Source organism: Bartonella sp. HY038 (genome assembly GCF_014117425.1).
In the GTDB taxonomy this organism is placed as follows: Bacteria; Pseudomonadota; Alphaproteobacteria; order Rhizobiales; family Rhizobiaceae; genus HY038.
The window spans coordinates 1627677-1645790 of record NZ_CP059725.1 but is presented as its reverse complement, the minus strand read 5'-3'; the positions used below and the strand labels follow the sequence as shown (position 1 = coordinate 1645790).

The following is an 18114-nucleotide window of genomic DNA, read 5'->3' as shown; positions in this document are numbered from 1 at the left end:
AATATGAGTGCTAAATTTTCAAGTTTAATATTTCTAAGGTTAAGTTGGCTGATTAAGTCTATGTTATTAATTGATTTTATTAATTTTAATCATACAACAGTTAACTAATATAGCCCCTTTTAGCTTCGCATCAGCTTTAATAATTACTGGCAAGCTTTAGGTTAATATTGTTATATAATACAGTTAGATATGGCTGTTTCTTAGTGTTTTGCTAAAAGGCAGCGTAAACTGCCTTTTAGCAAGGAATTAATTTTACTTATTTTCTGGATAATCTTCCATAGGCTTATCGTTAGGATGCTCCCACGCATTACGCGTGCTTGCAGAAAGTGGGAGATTCACAATAACATTTGCTGGTGGAATTGGCTCAAGAAACCACTTGTTGTAAAGCTTTTCAAGTGAACCATCTGTAATTTGGCGCACAATACTTTCATCAATTTCCTTTTTAAGATTATCGTCACCCTTGCGCAGCATACACGCTATAGGCTCAACTGACAAAACTTCATCTAGAATTTTAAAGTCGGCAGGATTTTTAGCTTTGGAGATATTGGCAGCTAGAATGGAGCCATCCATAACAAATGCATCCGCTCTATCGCTTTCTAACAAAAGGAAACTGTTGGCGTGATCTTTACCTTGCATTTCTTTGAAGCGAATATTTTCAGCTCGTTGGTTACGGCGCAAGGTTTGCACGGAGGTCGTTCCAGTAGTGGTAGCAACGGTTTTACCGTTAAGGTCGTTAATCGAGTTAATTCCAGATTCTTTCTTAACTGCAATTCTTACTTCTTCTACATAGGTGGTATAGGCAAAAGAAGCTTCGTCTGCGCGTGAACGATTATTGGTGGTTGAGCCACATTCAAAATCATAAGTACCATTTTGTACAAGCGGAATACGATTGGCTGAAGTAATTGGTAAATAATTAATTTTTAAGGGCTTGCCAATTTTTTTTGAGATGTCGTCAATGATACGTTCTGCCATTTCGGTATGAAAGCCGACATATTTACCATTGCCTAATGTATAGGCAAGACCAGAAGATTCGCGCACACCTAAAGTGACTTCACCTGTTTGCTTAAGCTTTTCAAGAGTGTCAGCAGTTTGTGCCTGTGCCGCAGTGCTAAGACCTAATAGGGTTGTAGCTGCGAAGGCGATAAGTGCCTTTTTCATGAATTTCCTCCTAAATATGACGATCAAAGTGTTCATTTTGTTTAAAGACGTATAGCCTTAGAAAAATAGTGGCACATTTGTGAAAGAAAAATAAGCCCTTTAAAAAAAATAAATATGCCCTAGCGCTAAATATCAGGGATTAAATAAGATTAAATACATTATAACTTGTTGATATAAGTGCGGTGGATAGCCGCAATATAGCTATATTTTTTTAACTATCGAATCCTTTTATTTTAAACAGGTTATAACCAATGGAGCATAAACCATGAAGTGTAAGAGTGGTTGCTTTTTTGTTGTACTGTGTAAATTTATCTGCCAATGGTAATTGTCAGAAATGGCCTGCCTAATAAACCTTTGTAGAAACAGTGATAGACTGCCGTTTTTTTCTGTAAGGTTTTTTCACTTGTCTTGCATTGGGTGTTTGGCGTGGCGTTTGAATTTGATTATCTATACTACTGCTAATCTTATAAATTTATGTCAAAGTTTTATTCATATAGATCAACATATTTTAACTCAATATCTAGATTTAAGTTTGCTAATTCATTGACAATTTCATTGGTGATGTAACCCGATGGCAATCTAACTTTCTTATTCACATTTATTATAAGTTTGTTCTTATGTGTGTTGGAATTTATTGGTACTAATTTTAATTTATCCCACGCTTTGCCTATATCTTCAAGCCAACCCGAAGATATGGCCGAATTGATATTTAATTGGGACGATTTTTGAATATCTATAAAGTCTAGTTTTACTTTTGAGACTTCATCATCATCATTAATATAGTCATAAAATGCTATATCTATGCATGACCTAAATTCACTGGCTGTTTGTATTAATGCTTTTGGTATTATTATGCTGGGATATTCATCCAATATATTTACAATTATCGATATCTCAACATTGCCACCTTCATTTGTAATTTCTTTTAATAGCCGCCATTTACTTTTAAATATTGAAATAAATTCGATATACTCATCTTCAAGTGTGGGAAGGGCGCTTGTTTGATAAATCCATAAATTTGTTCTTGGAACAACATTTTTCGGATTTTTCCCGCCCTTTTCCATTTCTGTGTAAGGTTTTATGTCAAGCCGTTCTGATATTTCTTTGGGTGAAATTGGGTTGTCAAATAAGCCAAACTCTAAAACTACTTCTGATCTGCGCACTGTAATTCCTTTGTGTTTTTAGTATTTACGTTGCGACGGTAGTGCAATTTTTATGGAAGCCAGTTATTTAACCGTTTTGACGTTAAGCAAGACATTGTCTGCTTTTATCAGTCTTTGATATCAATCCATACCGGAACGTGATCGGACGGCTTGTCCCAACCGCGAAGGCTTTTGCTTATTCCGCAGGCCGTTATTTTATCAATCGCTTCGGGTGATGCTAGGAAATGATCAATGCGGATACCTTCATTTTTCGGCCATGCACCAGCTTGGTAGTCCCAAAAACTAAAAACCTTATCATTGGTTGCCAGTCTAATAACGTCTTGCATGCCTAAATTGATAATTTTACGAAAGGCGGCCTTTGTTTGTGGTAGGTACAAGGCGTCATCTGTCCATTTTTCAGGCGATTTAGCGTCAATAGGGTTAGTTATAACATTGTAGTCGCCAGCAAGGATGAAAGGTTCTTCAAAGGTAAGTCGGTCTTTTGTTAGGTTTGCAAGACGTTCCATCCAAGCTAATTTATAAGGATATTTCTCTGTATCAACAGGATTACCATTGGGTAAATATAGGCTAGCAATACGAATAGAACCTGTAGAGGTCGAAAATACCCCCTCAATAAATCGTGCCTGTTCGTCGCTTTCATCGCCTGGTAGTCCGCGTAGAACTTCATCTGGGGATTTTTTGGATAATAAAGCCACGCCATTAAAGCTTTTTTGCCCATGAGTTTCGACATGGTAGCCAAGAGCTTCAATCTGGGAACGTGGAAAAGCCTCGTCAATGCTCTTTATTTCTTGTAAGCACACAATATCAGGTGCATCTTGCTTAAGCCAAACAAGCAAGTTCTCAATTCGTGCTTTTACGCCATTAATATTCCAAGTTGCGATTTTCATAGCGTCCTTACCATTTTGTGGGGCTGTATATTATTGTGCTTGCATTTTAAAGCGTATATTCGGAAAAGAGCAAGGCAAATCTGTCACTTCAAGCCATTTATCATTGACAATGTAAATCGTGTTTTGCAGTATAAAATTATGTCTATTGTCTTAATTATAATACTTACTTGTTTTCCTGTTTTTGTAAAAATCGACTCGCTATTACGATATTCTATTCAAAAAACATAAATAACCTTAACTCCGTGTTAACCATGTTTCAGTTTTGTGATAAAAGCTGAAAAAAAACGAGAAAAACCGCAAAAAAAGCCGAGTTTTACACATATTGCACTTGACGCGATGCGATAATCCATGTATCAGAAGCCCATCTAAACCAATGTGAAGCGGCATTTTTCTAGGCGTCTCGCTAAGAAGTTAGCTTCAAACAGGGTTGGTTTTACATAATTTGTATATGTGCATGCATTGCATGAGGCCTTTGGCTTCCTCTGTTTTTGTCGGGCAAGCTACTTTTGTGGTTCTGTCCGGTTTTTTTGCATGTGTGAAGCAGCCCTTTTGGGTTATTTGAAGAGTTTTTAGTAGAGGAAGGTTCAATGCCTACCGTAAACCAGTTGATCCGCAAGCCGCGTGTAGCGTCGGTGAAGCGTAATAAGGTTCCTGCTTTGCAGGCCAATCCGCAAAAGCGTGGCGTTTGTACACGTGTTTATACAACGACCCCAAAGAAGCCTAACTCGGCTCTTCGTAAGGTTGCTAAGGTGCGTCTAACGAATGGATTTGAGGTTATCGGTTATATCCCTGGTGAGGGGCATAATCTTCAGGAGCACTCTGTTGTGATGATTCGTGGGGGTCGTGTTAAGGATCTTCCGGGTGTGCGTTATCACATCATTCGTGGTGTTCTTGATACGCAGGGTGTTAAGAATCGTAAGCAGCGCCGTTCCAAGTATGGCGCGAAGCGTCCGAAGTAAGATTGAGAGACCGATAATATGTCCCGTCGTCATAAAGCTGAAAAGCGCGAAATTAATCCAGATCCAAAGTTTGGTGATTTGGTTATTACAAAATTCATGAATGCCGTTATGTTTGACGGTAAGAAATCTGTGGCAGAGCGTATCGTTTATGGCGCTTTGGATGCTATTGAAGCTAAGGCAAAATCAGAGCCTGTTGCTTTGTTTCATCAGGCGCTTGAAAATGTTTCTCCTCATGTTGAGGTTCGTTCACGCCGTGTTGGTGGAGCAACATATCAGGTTCCTGTTGATGTTCGTCCAGATCGTCGTCAGGCTTTGGCAATTCGTTGGCTTATCAATGCGGCACGCTCGCGTAATGAGACAACAATGATTGATCGTCTTTCGGGTGAATTGTTGGATGCTTCCAATAATCGTGGTTCGGCTGTTAAGAAGCGTGAAGATACGCATCGTATGGCTGAAGCTAACCGTGCATTCTCCCATTATCGCTGGTAATTCGGCATTTCTAATCAAAGGCAAAGAAAATGGCCCGCGAATTTAAAATTGAAGACTATCGTAATTTTGGTATTATGGCGCATATTGATGCTGGTAAGACAACTACCACTGAGCGCATTTTGTACTATACCGGTAAGTCGCACAAAATTGGTGAAGTGCACGATGGTGCTGCGACCATGGATTGGATGGAGCAAGAGCAAGAGCGTGGTATTACCATTACTTCTGCTGCTACAACTACTTTCTGGGAAGGTCGTGATGGTAAGAAGCGTCGCTTTAATATCATTGATACGCCAGGTCACGTTGACTTTACCATTGAAGTTGAGCGCTCATTGCGTGTTCTAGATGGTGCTATTGCTCTTCTTGATGCGAATGCTGGTGTTGAGCCGCAGACTGAAACTGTTTGGCGTCAGGCTGAAAAGTACAATGTTCCTCGCATGATCTTTGTTAATAAGATGGATAAGATCGGTGCAGATTTCTATCGTTCGGTAGATATGGTAAAGACTCGTCTTGGTGCAAAGGCTGTTGTTATGCAGTTGCCTGTTGGTGCTGAGAGTGAATTTGCAGGCGTTGTTGATCTTATTGAAATGAAGGCTCTTATTTGGCAGAACGAACAGCTTGGTGCTGCTTGGGATGTGGTTGAGATTCCTGATGATCTTAAAGATCGTGCTGTTGAATATCGTGAAGCATTGATTGAAGCTGCTGTTGAAGTTGATGAAGCTGCAATGGAAGCCTATCTTGAAGGCAAGATGCCTACAAATGACGAGCTTCGTTCGCTTATTCGTCGTGGTACCTGTGCTGTTGAATTCCATCCTGTTTTCTGTGGTTCCGCCTTTAAAAATAAGGGTGTGCAACCACTTCTTGATGGTGTTGTTGATTTTCTTCCTTCACCGCTTGATGTTCCTGCGATTAAGGGTATTGATCCTAAGACTGAAACTGAAACAACTCGTGAATCTTCAGATGAAGCTCCGCTTTCTATGCTTGCTTTCAAAATCATGAATGATCCATTCGTTGGCTCTTTGACTTTCTGCCGCATTTATTCCGGTAAGTTGACCAAGGGTGTTTCTCTTGAGAATACCGTTAAAGGTAAACGTGAGCGTATTGGCCGTATGTTGCAAATGCACTCCAATTCTCGTGAAGATATCGAAGAAGCCTATGCTGGTGATATCGTATCTTTGGCTGGTCTTAAGGAAACAACAACTGGTGACACTCTTTGTGATCCATTGAAGCCTGTTATTCTTGAACGTATGGAATTCCCAGAGCCAGTTATTGAAATTGCAATTGAGCCTAAAACTAAGGCTGACCAAGAAAAGATGGGTCTTGCACTTAATCGTCTTGCAGCTGAAGATCCATCATTCCGCGTTAAGTCGGATGAAGAATCAGGTCAAACAATCATCGCTGGTATGGGTGAACTTCATCTTGATATTCTTGTTGACCGTATGCGTCGCGAGTTTAAAGTTGAAGCAAATATTGGTCAACCGCAGGTTGCATATCGTGAAACAATCACTCGTGCAGCTGAAATTGACTATACTCATAAAAAACAGTCTGGTGGTTCTGGTCAGTTTGCTCGCGTTAAGATTATTTTTGAACCTCATGATGGTGACGACTTCATCTTCGAATCAAAGATCGTTGGTGGTGCTGTTCCTAAGGAATATATTCCTGGTGTTCAAAAAGGTATTGATAGCGTCATGGGTGCAGGTCCGCTTGCTGGCTTCCCTATGCTTGGTGTTAAAGCAACACTCATTGATGGTGCTTATCACGATGTTGACTCTTCTGTTCTTGCCTTCGAAATTGCTGCTCGTGCAGCATTCCGCGAGGGTGCGCAGAAAACAGGTGCTCAGCTTCTTGAACCAATCATGAAGGTAGAAGTTGTAACTCCCGAGGATTACGTTGGTGATGTTATCGGCGATCTGAATTCCCGTCGTGGTCAGATTTCAGGTACTGAAGCTCGTGGTATTGCAACAGTTGTTAATGCAAATGTGCCATTGGCAAATATGTTCGGTTATGTTAATTCACTCCGTTCAATGAGTCAGGGTCGTGCACAATATACTATGCAGTTCGATCATTACGAGCCTGTTCCTGCAGCTGTCGCTCAGGAAATTCAAAAGAAATATGCGTAATCGCTGATTGCGTTACAGTTTTAAACATTGCCTTAGGGCATTATACGGAGAGCTCAAATGGCTAAGAGCAAATTTGAACGTAATAAGCCGCATGTTAATATCGGCACAATTGGTCACGTTGACCATGGTAAAACCAGTTTGACGGCTGCGATCACCAAGTATTTTGGTGAGTTTCGCGCTTATGACCAGATTGATGCTGCACCTGAAGAAAAGGCACGCGGTATCACCATTTCAACTGCACACGTAGAGTATGAGACAGAAAATCGTCACTATGCTCACGTTGACTGCCCAGGCCACGCTGACTATGTTAAGAACATGATCACCGGTGCGGCTCAGATGGATGGTGCTATTCTTGTTGTTTCTGCAGCAGATGGTCCAATGCCACAGACCCGCGAGCACATTCTTCTTGCTCGTCAGGTTGGTGTTCCTGCAATCGTGGTTTTCCTTAATAAGGTTGATCAGGTTGATGATGAAGAGCTTCTTGAGCTCGTTGAATTGGAAGTTCGTGAGCTTCTTTCAAAATATGATTTCCCAGGCGATGAAATTCCTATCGTTAAGGGTTCAGCTCTTGCAGCACTTGAAGACAGCAATAAGACCATTGGTGAAGATGCAATCCGTCTTCTCATGAGCGAAGTTGATGCTTATATTCCAACTCCAGAGCGTCCAATCGATCAGCCTTTCTTGATGCCAATTGAAGACGTGTTCTCAATTTCAGGTCGTGGTACTGTTGTAACTGGCCGTGTTGAGCGTGGTATTGTTAAGGTTGGTGAAGAAGTTGAAATCATTGGTATTCGTCCAACTTCAAAAACCACTGTTACTGGCGTTGAAATGTTCCGCAAGCTTCTTGATCAAGGTTTGGCTGGCGATAACATTGGTGCGTTGCTTCGCGGTGTTGATCGTGAAGGTATCGAGCGTGGTCAGATCTTGGCAAAGCCAGGTTCAGTAACACCTCATACAAAATTCCAAGCTGAGGCTTACATCTTGACGAAGGAAGAAGGCGGTCGCCATACTCCATTCTTCACAAATTATCGTCCTCAGTTCTATTTCCGTACGACAGACGTGACAGGTATTGTTACGCTTCCTGAAGGTACAGAAATGGTTATGCCTGGTGATAATATTTCTGTGAATGTAGCTTTGATCGTTCCAATCGCAATGGAAGAGAAGCTCCGCTTCGCTATTCGTGAAGGTGGTCGTACCGTTGGTGCGGGCGTTGTAGCGAAAATCATTGAATAATTGGCAAAATTTCGTTGAGGAACACTTCCTTGTGAAGTGTTCCGCATAACAAGGAACTATAATAATGAACGGTCAGAACATCCGCATTCGCCTTAAGGCGTTTGATCATCGGATCCTTGACGCGTCGACACGAGAGATCGTCTCGACAGCCAAGCGTACCGGCGCCAATGTACGTGGACCTATTCCTCTTCCAACACGGATCGAGAAATTCACGGTTAACCGGTCGCCACACATCGATAAGAAGAGCCGTGAGCAGTTTGAAATGCGCACCCATAAGCGTCTTCTTGATATTGTTGACCCAACTCCACAGACAGTTGATGCTCTTATGAAGCTCGATCTTTCTGCTGGTGTTGATGTCGAGATCAAGCTTTAAGCTTGGGACGGAAGGATTAAATCCAATGCGTTCAGGTGTAATTGCACAAAAGCTGGGCATGACCCGCATTTATAATGATGCAGGTGAGCATGTACCTGTTACTGTTCTTCGTATGGAGAATTGTCAGGTTATCGCACAGCGTACAGTCGATAAAAACGGCTATACCGCTGTCCAATTAGGTGTAGGCCTTGCTAAGGTTAAAAATACAACGCAGCCATTGCGTGGTCATTTTGCCAAAGCTTCGGTTGAACCTAAAGCAAAATTGGCAGAGTTCCGCGTAACTCCAGAAAACCTTCTGGATGTTGGTGCGGAAATTACTGCAGAACATTTCGTTCCGGGTCAAAAAGTTGACGTAACCGGTACCTCGATCGGTAAGGGTTTTGCTGGTGTTATGAAGCGCCACAATTTTGGTGGTCATCGTGCATCGCATGGTAACTCCATCACCCACCGTGCACATGGTTCTACTGGTCAGCGTCAAGATCCGGGTAAAGTTTTTAAGGGTAAGAAAATGGCTGGTCATATGGGCCAGACACGTATCACCACTCAGAATATTGAAGTTGTGTCTACAGATCTTGCTCGCGGACTTATTCTTGTTCGTGGTGCAGTTCCTGGTTCAAAGGGCGCATGGATTCTTGTTCGTGATGCCGTAAAGCATGCTCTTCCTGCTAATGCACCAAAGCCTGCAGCTCTACGCCAGTCAGGTAACGCAGCAGCTGAAGTTGCCGCACCCGCAGCTGAGGGAGCCGAATAATGGATCTCAATATTACTACACTTGAGGGCAGCGAAGCCGGCAAGCTCAATGTATCGGATTTAGTATTCGGTCTTGAGCCACGCGAAGATCTTCTTCAGCGTGTTGTTCGTTGGCAGCTTGCTCGTCGTCAACAAGGTACTCATCAAGCGCAAACCCGCGCTGATGTTTCCCGTACTGGCGCGAAAATGTACAAACAAAAAGGTACAGGTCGCGCTCGTCACCATTCCGCTCGTGCTCCACAGTTTCGTGGCGGTGGTAAAGCGCATGGCCCAGTTATGCGTTCTCATGCTCATGATCTTCCTAAAAAGGTTCGTGCGCTTGGTTTGAAACATGCTCTTTCGGCTAAGGCAAAAAATAATGATCTTATCATTATTGACGAGCTTGCAGTTAAAGATGCAAAGACTAAAGTTTTGACCGGCTTATTTGCAAATTTAGGTCTTCAAAACGCTTTGCTCATCGGTGGATCTGAAATCGATGTTAATTTCAGCCGCGCTGCATCTAACATTCCTAATGTTGATGTGTTGCCGGTTCAGGGCATTAATGTTTATGACATTCTGCGTCGTGGTAAGCTTGTTCTTTCCAAGGCTGCAGTTGAAGCCCTTGAGGAGCGGTTTAAATGACGGATCTTAGACACTATGACGTGATCGTCAGTCCGGTTATTACCGAGAAGTCCAACCTGATTTCAGAAAATAATCAGGTTGTATTCAACGTTGCCCCTAAGGCTACGAAACCAGAAATTAAGGCTGCAATTGAAGCGCTATTTGGCGTTAAAGTAGTAGCTGTTAATACTCTTGTCCGTAAGGGTAAGGTTAAGCGGTTCCGTGGCATTGTCGGGCGCCAGAGCGATGTCAAAAAAGCGATTGTCACATTGGCTGAAGGTCAGACAATTGACGTATCGACCGGTCTATAAGAGGCCGTGGAGTAGGAATAATGGCACTTAAGCATTTCAATCCGACCACGCCAGGCCAGCGTCAGCTTGTTATTGTTGACCGGTCAGGTCTTTATAAGGGAAAGCCTGTGAAGGCTTTGACCCAAGGTCTTTCCTCTAAAGGCGGTCGTAATAATACTGGACGGGTAACCGTTCGTTTCCAAGGTGGTGGTCATAAGCGTACATATCGTTTTGTGGACTTTAAGCGTTTAAAGCGCGAAGTTCCAGCAACAGTTGAGCGTTTAGAATATGATCCTAATCGTACAGCCTTTATCGCACTTATCCGTTATCAGGATGGTGAGTTAAGCTACATCATTGCACCACAGCGTTTAGCTGTTGGAGATCAGGTTATTGCCGGCGCTAGCGTTGACGTAAAGCCTGGTAATGCAATGCCACTTAGCGCGATGCCAGTTGGTACAATTATCCACAATGTGGAAATGAAGCCAGGCAAGGGCGGTCAAATTGCCCGTTCTGCTGGTACTTACGCCCAGCTCGTTGGTCGCGATCAAGGCATGGCTATTTTGCGTTTGAATTCAGGTGAACAACGCTTGGTTTCAGGTAGCTGTTTTGCAACAGTTGGCGCAGTATCTAATGCCGATCATGGTAATATCAATGATGGTAAGGCTGGTCGTTCACGTTGGCGCGGTAAGCGTCCTCATGTACGCGGTGTTGCTATGAACCCTGTTGACCATCCACACGGTGGTGGTGAAGGTCGTACTTCTGGTGGCCGTCATCCAGTTTCACCTTGGGGTAAGCCAACAAAAGGTAAACGTACGCGTTCGAATAAAGCGACTGATAAGTTTATCATGCGCTCACGTCATCAGCGTAAGAAATAAGAGAGGTAGTCTAAAGTGGCTCGTTCAGTTTGGAAAGGACCGTTTGTCGATGGCTATCTTCTCAAGAAAGCTGAGAAGGTACGCGCGAGTGGTCGTAATGAAGTTATCAAAATGTGGAGCCGTCGCTCCACTATTTTGCCGCAATTTGTGGGCTTGACCTTTGGTGTATATAACGGTAACAAGCACGTTCCTGTTTCCGTATCCGAGGAAATGGTCGGACAAAAATTCGGCGAATTCGCTCCGACCCGGACCTATTATGGTCATGGTGCGGACAAAAAAGCGAAGAGGAAATAAGAATGGGCAAAGCCAAGGCTCCGCGCCAGCTCAAAGATAACGAGGCTAAAGCAGTTACTCGTACAATCCGTGTCAGTCCCCAAAAGTTAAATTTGGTTGCTGCCATGATCCGCGGAAAAAACGTCAATACGGCACTGGCGGATTTGACCTTCTCGCGTAAGCGTATCGCTGCAACTGTAAAAAAGACTCTTGAGTCTGCTATTGCAAATGCAGAAAACAATCATGATCTTGATGTAGATTCGTTGATTGTCGCTGAAGCACATGTAGGTAAGTCAATCGTAATGAAGCGCTTTCACGTTCGCGGTCGCGGTCGTGCAAGCCGTGTAGAAAAGCCATACTCGCATCTTACCATTGTGGTGCGTGAAGTCGCTGCAACAGGGGAGGCCGCATAATGGGTCAGAAGATTAACCCCATCGGGCTTCGTCTCGGTATCAATCGCACATGGAATTCACGTTGGTTTGCAAATACTGGTGAGTATGGTAAACTATTGCATGAAGATCTAGCTATCCGTAAGTATTTGATGAATGAGCTCAAAACAGCTGGTATTGCCAAGATTGTTATTGAACGTCCTCATAAAAAATGCCGCGTAACCATTCATGCTGCACGTCCTGGTTTAATTATCGGTAAAAAAGGCGCAGATATTGAGCGTTTTCGCCGTAAGTTAAGCGATATGACTAACGCTGATGCGTCATTGAATATCGTTGAAGTTCGTAAGCCAGAAGTTGATGCGACTTTGATCGCTCAATCAATTGCTCAGCAGTTAGAACGCCGCGTTGCATTTCGTCGTGCTATGAAGCGTGCTGTTCAGTCAGCTATGCGTTTGGGTGCAGAAGGTATTCGTATCAACTGTTCCGGTCGTTTAGGTGGTGCTGAAATCGCTCGTATGGAATGGTATCGTGAAGGTCGTGTGCCTTTGCATACATTGCGTGCAGATATCGATTATGGTACAGCTGAAGCCGAAACCGCTTATGGTATTTGTGGTGTTAAAGTTTGGGTATTCAAGGGCGAAATTCTTGAACATGACCCAATGGCTTCTGAACGCCGCGCTCTTGAAAGCGATAGTCAAGGTGCTCCGTCGAACCGTCGTCGCGACAACGCTTGATTGACGGTAAAACAGAGATTTTTGGAGTAAAGAACAATGTTGCAGCCCAAGCGCACAAAGTTCCGTAAGCAGTTTAAAGGTCGTATTCACGGCAATTCAAAAGGCGGAACGGAATTGAATTTTGGTGCTTTCGGTCTGAAGGCAGTTGAGCCTGAGCGCGTAACTGCGCGTCAGATTGAAGCCGCCCGTCGTGCCATCACGCGTCATATGAAGCGTGCTGGTCGCGTATGGATCCGTATTTTCCCAGATCTTCCGGTTACTTCTAAGCCAACCGAAGTTCGTATGGGTAAAGGTAAAGGTAGTGTAGACTATTGGGCAGCTCGCGTTGCCCCTGGTCGTATCATGTTTGAGCTTGATGGCGTATCTGAAGAAATCGCACGTGAAGCTCTTCGTTTGGGAGCTGCAAAGCTTCCAATTAAGACACGTTTCATCCAGCGTATTGCTGAGTAAAGGGTTTTGCGATGACAGCCGCTGATTTTCGGGCCAAGACGCTCGACCAGCTTAATCAAGAATTGGCTTCGCTTAAGAAAGAGCAGTTTAACCTGCGCTTTCAAAAAGCAGTAGGCCAGTTAGAAAAGACCGCGCGCGTGAAAGAGGTTCGCCGTGACATCGCGCGTATTAAAACAATTGCCCGCCAGAAGGCGGCCGATAGCAAGGCATAAGGAATAGATCATGCCGAAACGCATTCTGCAGGGCGTTGTCGTTAGCGACAAGAGCGACAAGACTATTGTAGTCAAGGTCGAACGCCGTTATTCTCATCCGCTTCTTCAAAAGACTATTCGTCAGTCTAAGAAGTATAAAGCGCATGATGAAAACAATCAGTACAAAATTGGTGATTTTGTTTCAATTCAAGAATCAGCGCCAATTTCAAAAGATAAATGTTGGGTCGTTGTTAACAGCAGCGCAACAAAATAATTAGCGCATTTATTGTGAGAAGTGTAAAAAGGGTGCGTTATACGCAACCTTTTTTCGCTTATTCATGAAAATGTTTAAATCGTGGTTTGACAGGCTAGTCAGGATGCTGTATGGCGTCCGGGACTACAACATAAAAGAAGGCGGCCAGTCATGATTCAGATGCAAACAAACCTCGACGTTGCGGACAATTCCGGTGCCCGTCGTGTCATGTGCATCAAGGTGCTGGGCGGTTCGAAGCGGAGATATGCTTCTGTGGGCGACATTATTGTCGTTTCTATTAAGGAAGCTATTCCGCGCGGCCGCGTTAAAAAAGGTGACGTGATGAAGGCAGTAGTGGTTCGTACCGCTAAGGATATTCGTCGCGCCGATGGCAGCGTTATTCGTTTTGATAAAAATGCTGCTGTTATCATTGATAACAAAAAAGAGCCAATCGGTACGCGTATTTTCGGACCGGTTCCACGCGAACTTCGCGCGAAGAACCATATGAAAATCATTTCGCTTGCTCCCGAAGTGCTTTAAGGAGCGGTACAAATGCAGAAAATTCGTAAAGGGGATAAAGTCGTAGTTTTGACCGGAAAAGATAAAGGTCAAAGTGGCGAAGTTATCAAAGTAAGCCCTAAGGAAAATACGGCGCTTGTTCGCGGTATTAATATGGTGAAGCGTCATCAGCGTCAGACGCAGACTCAGGAAGCCGGTATTGTTTCTAAGGAAGCGCCGATTAATTTGTCGAATATCGCTATTGCTGATCCAAGTGACGGTAAGCCTACTCGTGTTGGTTTCCGTGTGGAAGCTGATGGTCGTAAAGTCCGTGTTGCTAAGCGTTCTGGAGATCTGATCGATGGCTGATACTAAAATTGAACCGCGCTTGAAAAAGCAATATCGTGAAGAGATCCGTAAGGAGCTTCTCGAAAAATTCAAATATGCAAATGAAATGCAGATTCCACGCATAGACAAGGTTGTCTTGAATATGGGTGTCGGTGAGGCTACTGGCGATTCTAAAAAGCCTGGTATTGCTGCTGAAGATCTAACTCTCATTGCTGGTCAGCGCGCTGTTGTTACACGTGCTCGCAATTCTATTGCGACCTTTAAGGTTCGTGAAGATATGCCTTTAGGTGCAAAGGTTACTTTGCGTAAAGATCGCATGTTTGAATTCCTAGATCGTCTTGTGACTATCGCATTGCCGCGTGTTCGCGACTTTCGTGGTCTCAATCCGAAAAGCTTTGATGGTCGTGGCAACTTCGCTATGGGTATCAAGGAGCACATTGTGTTCCCAGAGATCAACTACGATAAAGTAGATCAAATTTGGGGCATGGATATTATCGTTTGTACGACGGCTAATACGGATGATGAAGCACGTGAGTTGTTACGCGCATTCAACTTCCCATTCCGGTCGTAACGGCAAGCGTAGCGAGGTATAGAAATGGCCAAAGTTAGTGCCGTAGAGAAAAATAAGCGTCGTCAGAAGATGGCTAAGCAATACGCTGATCGTCGTGCAAAGCTTAAAGCTGTTGTTATGGATCAGTCTGTTTCGCTTGATGAGCGTTTTAAAGCGACTATTCAGCTTGCAGAGCTTCCACGCAATTCAGCGAAAGTTCGTGTTCGCAATCGTTGTGAAGTGACAGGTCGTCCACGCGCTTATTATCGTAAATTGCAAATGTCACGTATCGCATTGCGTGAACTTGGCTCACTTGGTTTAGTGCCAGGTATTGTCAAGTCTAGCTGGTAAGAAGGAGATAAGATATGTCTGTATCAGATCCTCTCGGTGATATGTTGACACGCATTCGCAATGCGATCGGCCGCCGTAAAACGAAAGTTGTAACTCCTGCTTCAAGGCTTCGCGCTCGCGTTCTTGATGTTCTTCAGTCAGAAGGTTACATTCGTGGTTATACCCAAAGCGATTTTGATAACGGTAAATCTGAAATCGAAATCGAATTGAAGTATTACGAAGGTATGCCTGTGATTCGTGAAATTTCACGCGTATCAAGACCAGGTCGCCGCGTTTATGTTTCGGTTAAGTCTATTCCTCATGTGGCAAATGGATTGGGTATTAATATCCTTTCAACGCCAAAAGGTGTGATGGCCGATCATGAAGCTCGTGAACAGAATGTAGGTGGAGAGCTTCTTTGCCGCATCTTCTGATGTGGTATTAGCTTTAACCCAGGAAAGACAGGTTGAACAATGTCTCGTATTGGAAAAAAACCCGTTCAGGTTCCTGCTGGTGTAACCGCGACGGTCGATGGACAAGTTGTTAAAGCAAAAGGCGCTAAAGGCGAATTATCATTTGTTGTTAACGACGAAGTTCTAGTTAAGCTTGAAGATAATGCTTTAACTGTAACACCGCGTGATGCGTCCAAGGATGCCCGATCAAAATGGGGTATGTCCCGCACAATGCTTGTAAATATCTTGCAGGGTGTTAAGGACGGCTTCGAAAAGAAGCTAGAAATAAATGGTGTTGGTTATCGTGCTGCTATGCAGGGCAAAAACCTTCAGCTTTCTCTCGGCTTCAGCCATGAAGTTGTTTATGAAGTGCCCGCCGATATTACGGTGAGCGTTCCTAAGCCAACGGAAATTGTTGTTGTTGGTATTGATAAACAAAAGGTTGGACAAGTTGCTGCTGAGATCCGTGAATATCGCGGTCCAGAACCTTATAAAGGTAAAGGCATCAAATATGCTGGTGAGCGTATCGTCCGTAAAGAAGGCAAGAAGAAATAAGGAATCTGCGTTATGGCTTCGCGTAAAGAAGTTCTACAGCGTCGTGCTTATCGCATTCGCCGTCAGATTAAATTGGTCGCTAATGGCCGCTTACGGTTGAGTGTGCATCGCTCGAATCAGAATATTTATGCGCAGATCATTGATGATGTGCGCGGACATACAGTTGCTGCGGCATCTACACTTGATGGTGACTTAAAAGGCACTATCAAAGGTGGTGCAGATTGCAGCGCAGCGAGTGCAGTAGGCAAATTGATTGCTGAACGTGCTGCAAAAGCTGGTGTTAAGGAAGTTGTCTTTGATCGTGGTGCTTATATTTATCATGGTCGTATTAAGGCTCTTGCTGAAGCTGCCCGCGAAGGTGGTTTAAGCTTCTAATAATTCGAGGCGCCTTGCTTTTTGCTAGGCGCCTTAGATTTGTTCATATTGTTAGCTTATTGGGATTTCCCACTTATAAAGCTTACAGTGTGATTTTAGTTCCTTGTTAAATTACAAGGTTTGTATAGTGCTTCCGGAAAAGAAAAAGGAATTAGGAATGGCACAGAAAGAACGTAATCGCGAAGAACGTGATAGCGAGTTTGTTGATAAGCTCGTTCACATTAATCGTGTTGCTAAAGTTGTTAAAGGTGGTCGTCGTTTTGGTTTTGCCGCGCTTGTTGTTGTTGGCGATCAAAAGGGCCGCGTAGGCTTTGGCCATGGTAAAGCTCGCGAAGTACCTGAAGCAATTCGCAAAGCAACAGAAGCTGCAAAGCGTGAAATGATTTTTGTTCCACTTCGCTCAGGTCGTACCCTTCATCACGATGTTGAAGGTCGTCATGGCGCAGGTAAAGTATTGTTGCGCAGTGCATCAGCTGGTACTGGTATCATTGCAGGTGGTCCAATGCGTGCAGTGTTTGAAACACTTGGCATGCAAGACGTTGTTGCTAAGTCGCTTGGTTCTTCAAATCCATACAACATGGTTCGTGCGACATTTGATGCTTTGAAGCGCCAGATGCATCCTAAGGATGTAGCTGCGCAGCGCGGCGTTAAGTATTCGACTTTGCAAGCACGTCGCCAAAGTCTTGTTGGTACAGAAGAATAATAGCCTTACGGCTTGATAAAAAGGAATAGTACAATGGCTGAGAAAAAATCTCAGAACGGCAAGACGGTAACGGTTGAACAAACTGGTAGCCCAATCCGCCGTCCGGCTGAACAACGTGCAACGTTGATTGGTCTTGGTCTTAATAAAATGCACCGTCGTCGTACATTGCAGGATACCCCTGCAGTACGTGGTATGATTGCCAAGGTTCAACATCTCGTCCGCGTAGTGGATGAGGCTTGATAACAAGGGCAGGAGATAGTTATGAAACTTAATGAATTACGCGACGTAGATGGCGCGACTAAAGCCCGTAAGCGCCTTGGCCGTGGTATCGGTTCTGGTTCTGGTAAAACAGCTGGACGCGGTGTTAAAGGTCAAAAGTCGCGCTCAGGTGTAGCGATCAATGGTTTTGAAGGCGGTCAGATGCCTATTTACCGTCGTTTACCAAAGCGCGGTTTTAATAATATTTTTGCTAAAGACTTCAATGTTGTTTCACTTGGTCGCGTTCAAACTGCGATTGATGCAGGCAAACTTGATGGCAAGCAAGCTGTAACTGTAGAAGCTTTAAAAGCTGCCGGTGTTCTTCGCCGCGTTAAAGACGGTGTTCGTCTTGTTGCTGATGGTGAATTGACTGGCAAAGTTGCTTTTGAAATTGCTGGTGCTTCTAAATCCGCTATTGAAAAAGTTGAAAAGGCTGGCGGTTCCGTTAAGCTATTATCAGCAGTTGCTGAGTAAACTTTATAAATATAATTTTTGAAAGCCGGGTGTTTTTCTCCCGGCTTTTTTCGTTATCGTTAGCGCTATAAAGTCGTTCTTTTAGATTACTAAGTTTAGGCAGTGATTAATAGAATTTATTAGAATAACGCTTAAACTATTTATAGTCATTAAATCCGTACTTTTTCTAGTTTGGATAGATGTGTTCTTTTATTTATGTTGTTGCCGAGCGGTTTACCGCCGGTAATAATTGATAATATTTTAAATCAAAGAAATTTTACAAAACCTAAATTATTTAAACTCGGTCTCTGAAACTTTTCTGCCGTATATCTGGTATGTGCTTGGAAAATAATTTTTACTTTGTTTATCAGTAAAACCCATTGTCATTGATTTTATCTAACGTCTAAG

General features: G+C 43.6%; 28 protein-coding genes. 25 read left to right on the top strand and 3 right to left on the bottom strand.

Features of this window, described 5'->3' with window-relative positions:
- Positions 1 to 252: 252 nt before the first annotated feature.
- The 3 genes from H3299_RS07005 to xth all read right to left on the bottom strand — a co-directional run bounded on the left by H3299_RS07005 (position 253) and on the right by xth (position 3208).
- Positions 253 to 1158, bottom strand: coding sequence for a transporter substrate-binding domain-containing protein (locus H3299_RS07005; protein ID WP_182419538.1), 906 nt, complete (start codon positions 1156 to 1158; stop codon positions 253 to 255).
- Between the two features lie 485 nt (positions 1159 to 1643).
- Positions 1644 to 2321 carry a DUF4279 domain-containing protein gene (locus tag H3299_RS07000; protein ID WP_182419537.1) on the bottom strand — a complete coding sequence of 226 codons (678 nt, stop codon included), beginning with the start codon at positions 2319 to 2321 and terminating at the stop codon, positions 1644 to 1646.
- 107 nt (positions 2322 to 2428) lie between these two features.
- Positions 2429 to 3208: an exodeoxyribonuclease III gene (xth, locus tag H3299_RS06995; protein ID WP_182419536.1), complete on the bottom strand. Its 780-nt coding sequence runs from the start codon at positions 3206 to 3208 to the stop codon at positions 2429 to 2431.
- A gap of 587 nt (positions 3209 to 3795) precedes the next feature.
- Between xth and rpsL the strand changes: the two genes are divergently transcribed.
- The 25 genes from rpsL (at position 3796) to rplO (ending at position 17727) form a co-directional block, all read left to right on the top strand.
- Entirely contained in the window at positions 3796 to 4167 is a 372-nt protein-coding gene (gene rpsL / locus H3299_RS06990; RefSeq protein ID WP_182419535.1) for a 30S ribosomal protein S12, read from the top strand.
- 18 nt (positions 4168 to 4185) lie between these two features.
- On the top strand, positions 4186 to 4656 hold the full coding sequence (gene rpsG, locus H3299_RS06985; protein WP_182419534.1) for a 30S ribosomal protein S7: 471 nt from the start codon (positions 4186 to 4188) through the stop codon (positions 4654 to 4656).
- A gap of 29 nt (positions 4657 to 4685) precedes the next feature.
- Entirely contained in the window at positions 4686 to 6773 is a 2088-nt protein-coding gene (fusA, locus tag H3299_RS06980; protein ID WP_182419533.1) for an elongation factor G, read from the top strand.
- 57 nt (positions 6774 to 6830) lie between these two features.
- The gene (gene tuf, locus H3299_RS06975) at positions 6831 to 8006 is read left to right on the top strand and encodes an elongation factor Tu (protein ID WP_182419000.1); all 1176 of its coding nucleotides are present in this window, start codon (positions 6831 to 6833) and stop codon (positions 8004 to 8006) included.
- 64 nt (positions 8007 to 8070) lie between these two features.
- The gene (rpsJ, locus tag H3299_RS06970; protein ID WP_002964363.1) at positions 8071 to 8379 is read left to right on the top strand and encodes a 30S ribosomal protein S10; all 309 of its coding nucleotides are present in this window, start codon (positions 8071 to 8073) and stop codon (positions 8377 to 8379) included.
- 25 nt (positions 8380 to 8404) lie between these two features.
- On the top strand, positions 8405 to 9130 hold the full coding sequence (gene rplC / locus H3299_RS06965; RefSeq protein WP_182419532.1) for a 50S ribosomal protein L3: 726 nt from the start codon (positions 8405 to 8407) through the stop codon (positions 9128 to 9130).
- Positions 9130 to 9750 (top strand): 50S ribosomal protein L4, encoded by a 621-nt coding sequence (gene rplD / locus H3299_RS06960; protein WP_182419531.1) that lies wholly within the window; start codon positions 9130 to 9132, stop codon positions 9748 to 9750. Before rplC ends, rplD begins: the two co-directional genes overlap by 1 nt.
- A complete protein-coding gene (locus tag H3299_RS06955) occupies positions 9747 to 10040 on the top strand; it encodes a 50S ribosomal protein L23 (RefSeq protein WP_182419530.1) in 294 nt (97 codons plus the stop codon). Before rplD ends, H3299_RS06955 begins: the two co-directional genes overlap by 4 nt.
- A 20-nt stretch (positions 10041 to 10060) precedes the next feature.
- The gene (gene rplB / locus H3299_RS06950) at positions 10061 to 10894 is read left to right on the top strand and encodes a 50S ribosomal protein L2 (protein ID WP_182419529.1); all 834 of its coding nucleotides are present in this window, start codon (positions 10061 to 10063) and stop codon (positions 10892 to 10894) included.
- Positions 10895 to 10909: 15 nt separating this feature from the next.
- The gene (rpsS, locus tag H3299_RS06945) at positions 10910 to 11188 is read left to right on the top strand and encodes a 30S ribosomal protein S19 (RefSeq protein ID WP_182419528.1); all 279 of its coding nucleotides are present in this window, start codon (positions 10910 to 10912) and stop codon (positions 11186 to 11188) included.
- 2 nt (positions 11189 to 11190) lie between these two features.
- Complete coding sequence (gene rplV / locus H3299_RS06940; RefSeq protein ID WP_182419527.1) at positions 11191 to 11580, top strand: 50S ribosomal protein L22; 390 nt, start codon at positions 11191 to 11193, stop codon at positions 11578 to 11580.
- A complete protein-coding gene (gene rpsC / locus H3299_RS06935; protein ID WP_182419526.1) occupies positions 11580 to 12290 on the top strand; it encodes a 30S ribosomal protein S3 in 711 nt (236 codons plus the stop codon). The genes rplV and rpsC overlap by 1 nt, the downstream gene beginning before the upstream one ends.
- A 36-nt stretch (positions 12291 to 12326) precedes the next feature.
- Positions 12327 to 12740 carry a 50S ribosomal protein L16 gene (gene rplP, locus H3299_RS06930; protein WP_182419525.1) on the top strand — a complete coding sequence of 138 codons (414 nt, stop codon included), beginning with the start codon at positions 12327 to 12329 and terminating at the stop codon, positions 12738 to 12740.
- A gap of 11 nt (positions 12741 to 12751) precedes the next feature.
- Entirely contained in the window at positions 12752 to 12952 is a 201-nt protein-coding gene (gene rpmC / locus H3299_RS06925; protein ID WP_182419524.1) for a 50S ribosomal protein L29, read from the top strand.
- A 10-nt stretch (positions 12953 to 12962) separates the two neighbouring features.
- On the top strand, positions 12963 to 13205 hold the full coding sequence (gene rpsQ, locus H3299_RS06920) for a 30S ribosomal protein S17 (protein ID WP_182419523.1): 243 nt from the start codon (positions 12963 to 12965) through the stop codon (positions 13203 to 13205).
- A gap of 150 nt (positions 13206 to 13355) precedes the next feature.
- Positions 13356 to 13724, top strand: coding sequence for a 50S ribosomal protein L14 (rplN, locus tag H3299_RS06915; protein ID WP_182419522.1), 369 nt, complete (start codon positions 13356 to 13358; stop codon positions 13722 to 13724).
- A gap of 12 nt (positions 13725 to 13736) precedes the next feature.
- The gene (gene rplX / locus H3299_RS06910) at positions 13737 to 14051 is read left to right on the top strand and encodes a 50S ribosomal protein L24 (protein WP_182419521.1); all 315 of its coding nucleotides are present in this window, start codon (positions 13737 to 13739) and stop codon (positions 14049 to 14051) included.
- On the top strand, positions 14044 to 14601 hold the full coding sequence (gene rplE / locus H3299_RS06905) for a 50S ribosomal protein L5 (protein ID WP_182419520.1): 558 nt from the start codon (positions 14044 to 14046) through the stop codon (positions 14599 to 14601). Before rplX ends, rplE begins: the two co-directional genes overlap by 8 nt.
- Positions 14602 to 14625: 24 nt before the next feature.
- Complete coding sequence (gene rpsN, locus H3299_RS06900) at positions 14626 to 14931, top strand: 30S ribosomal protein S14 (RefSeq protein WP_182419519.1); 306 nt, start codon at positions 14626 to 14628, stop codon at positions 14929 to 14931.
- A gap of 14 nt (positions 14932 to 14945) precedes the next feature.
- Positions 14946 to 15344 carry a 30S ribosomal protein S8 gene (gene rpsH, locus H3299_RS06895; protein WP_182419518.1) on the top strand — a complete coding sequence of 133 codons (399 nt, stop codon included), beginning with the start codon at positions 14946 to 14948 and terminating at the stop codon, positions 15342 to 15344.
- A 39-nt stretch (positions 15345 to 15383) separates the two neighbouring features.
- Complete coding sequence (rplF, locus tag H3299_RS06890) at positions 15384 to 15917, top strand: 50S ribosomal protein L6 (protein ID WP_182419517.1); 534 nt, start codon at positions 15384 to 15386, stop codon at positions 15915 to 15917.
- A 12-nt stretch (positions 15918 to 15929) separates the two neighbouring features.
- Positions 15930 to 16292, top strand: a complete 363-nt coding sequence (gene rplR / locus H3299_RS06885; RefSeq protein ID WP_182419516.1) for a 50S ribosomal protein L18 — start codon at positions 15930 to 15932, stop codon at positions 16290 to 16292.
- 157 nt (positions 16293 to 16449) lie between these two features.
- Complete coding sequence (rpsE, locus tag H3299_RS06880) at positions 16450 to 16995, top strand: 30S ribosomal protein S5 (protein ID WP_182419515.1); 546 nt, start codon at positions 16450 to 16452, stop codon at positions 16993 to 16995.
- Between the two features lie 33 nt (positions 16996 to 17028).
- The gene (rpmD, locus tag H3299_RS06875) at positions 17029 to 17235 is read left to right on the top strand and encodes a 50S ribosomal protein L30 (RefSeq protein WP_182419514.1); all 207 of its coding nucleotides are present in this window, start codon (positions 17029 to 17031) and stop codon (positions 17233 to 17235) included.
- 21 nt (positions 17236 to 17256) lie between these two features.
- The gene (gene rplO / locus H3299_RS06870; RefSeq protein ID WP_182419513.1) at positions 17257 to 17727 is read left to right on the top strand and encodes a 50S ribosomal protein L15; all 471 of its coding nucleotides are present in this window, start codon (positions 17257 to 17259) and stop codon (positions 17725 to 17727) included.
- Positions 17728 to 18114: the final 387 nt, after the last annotated feature.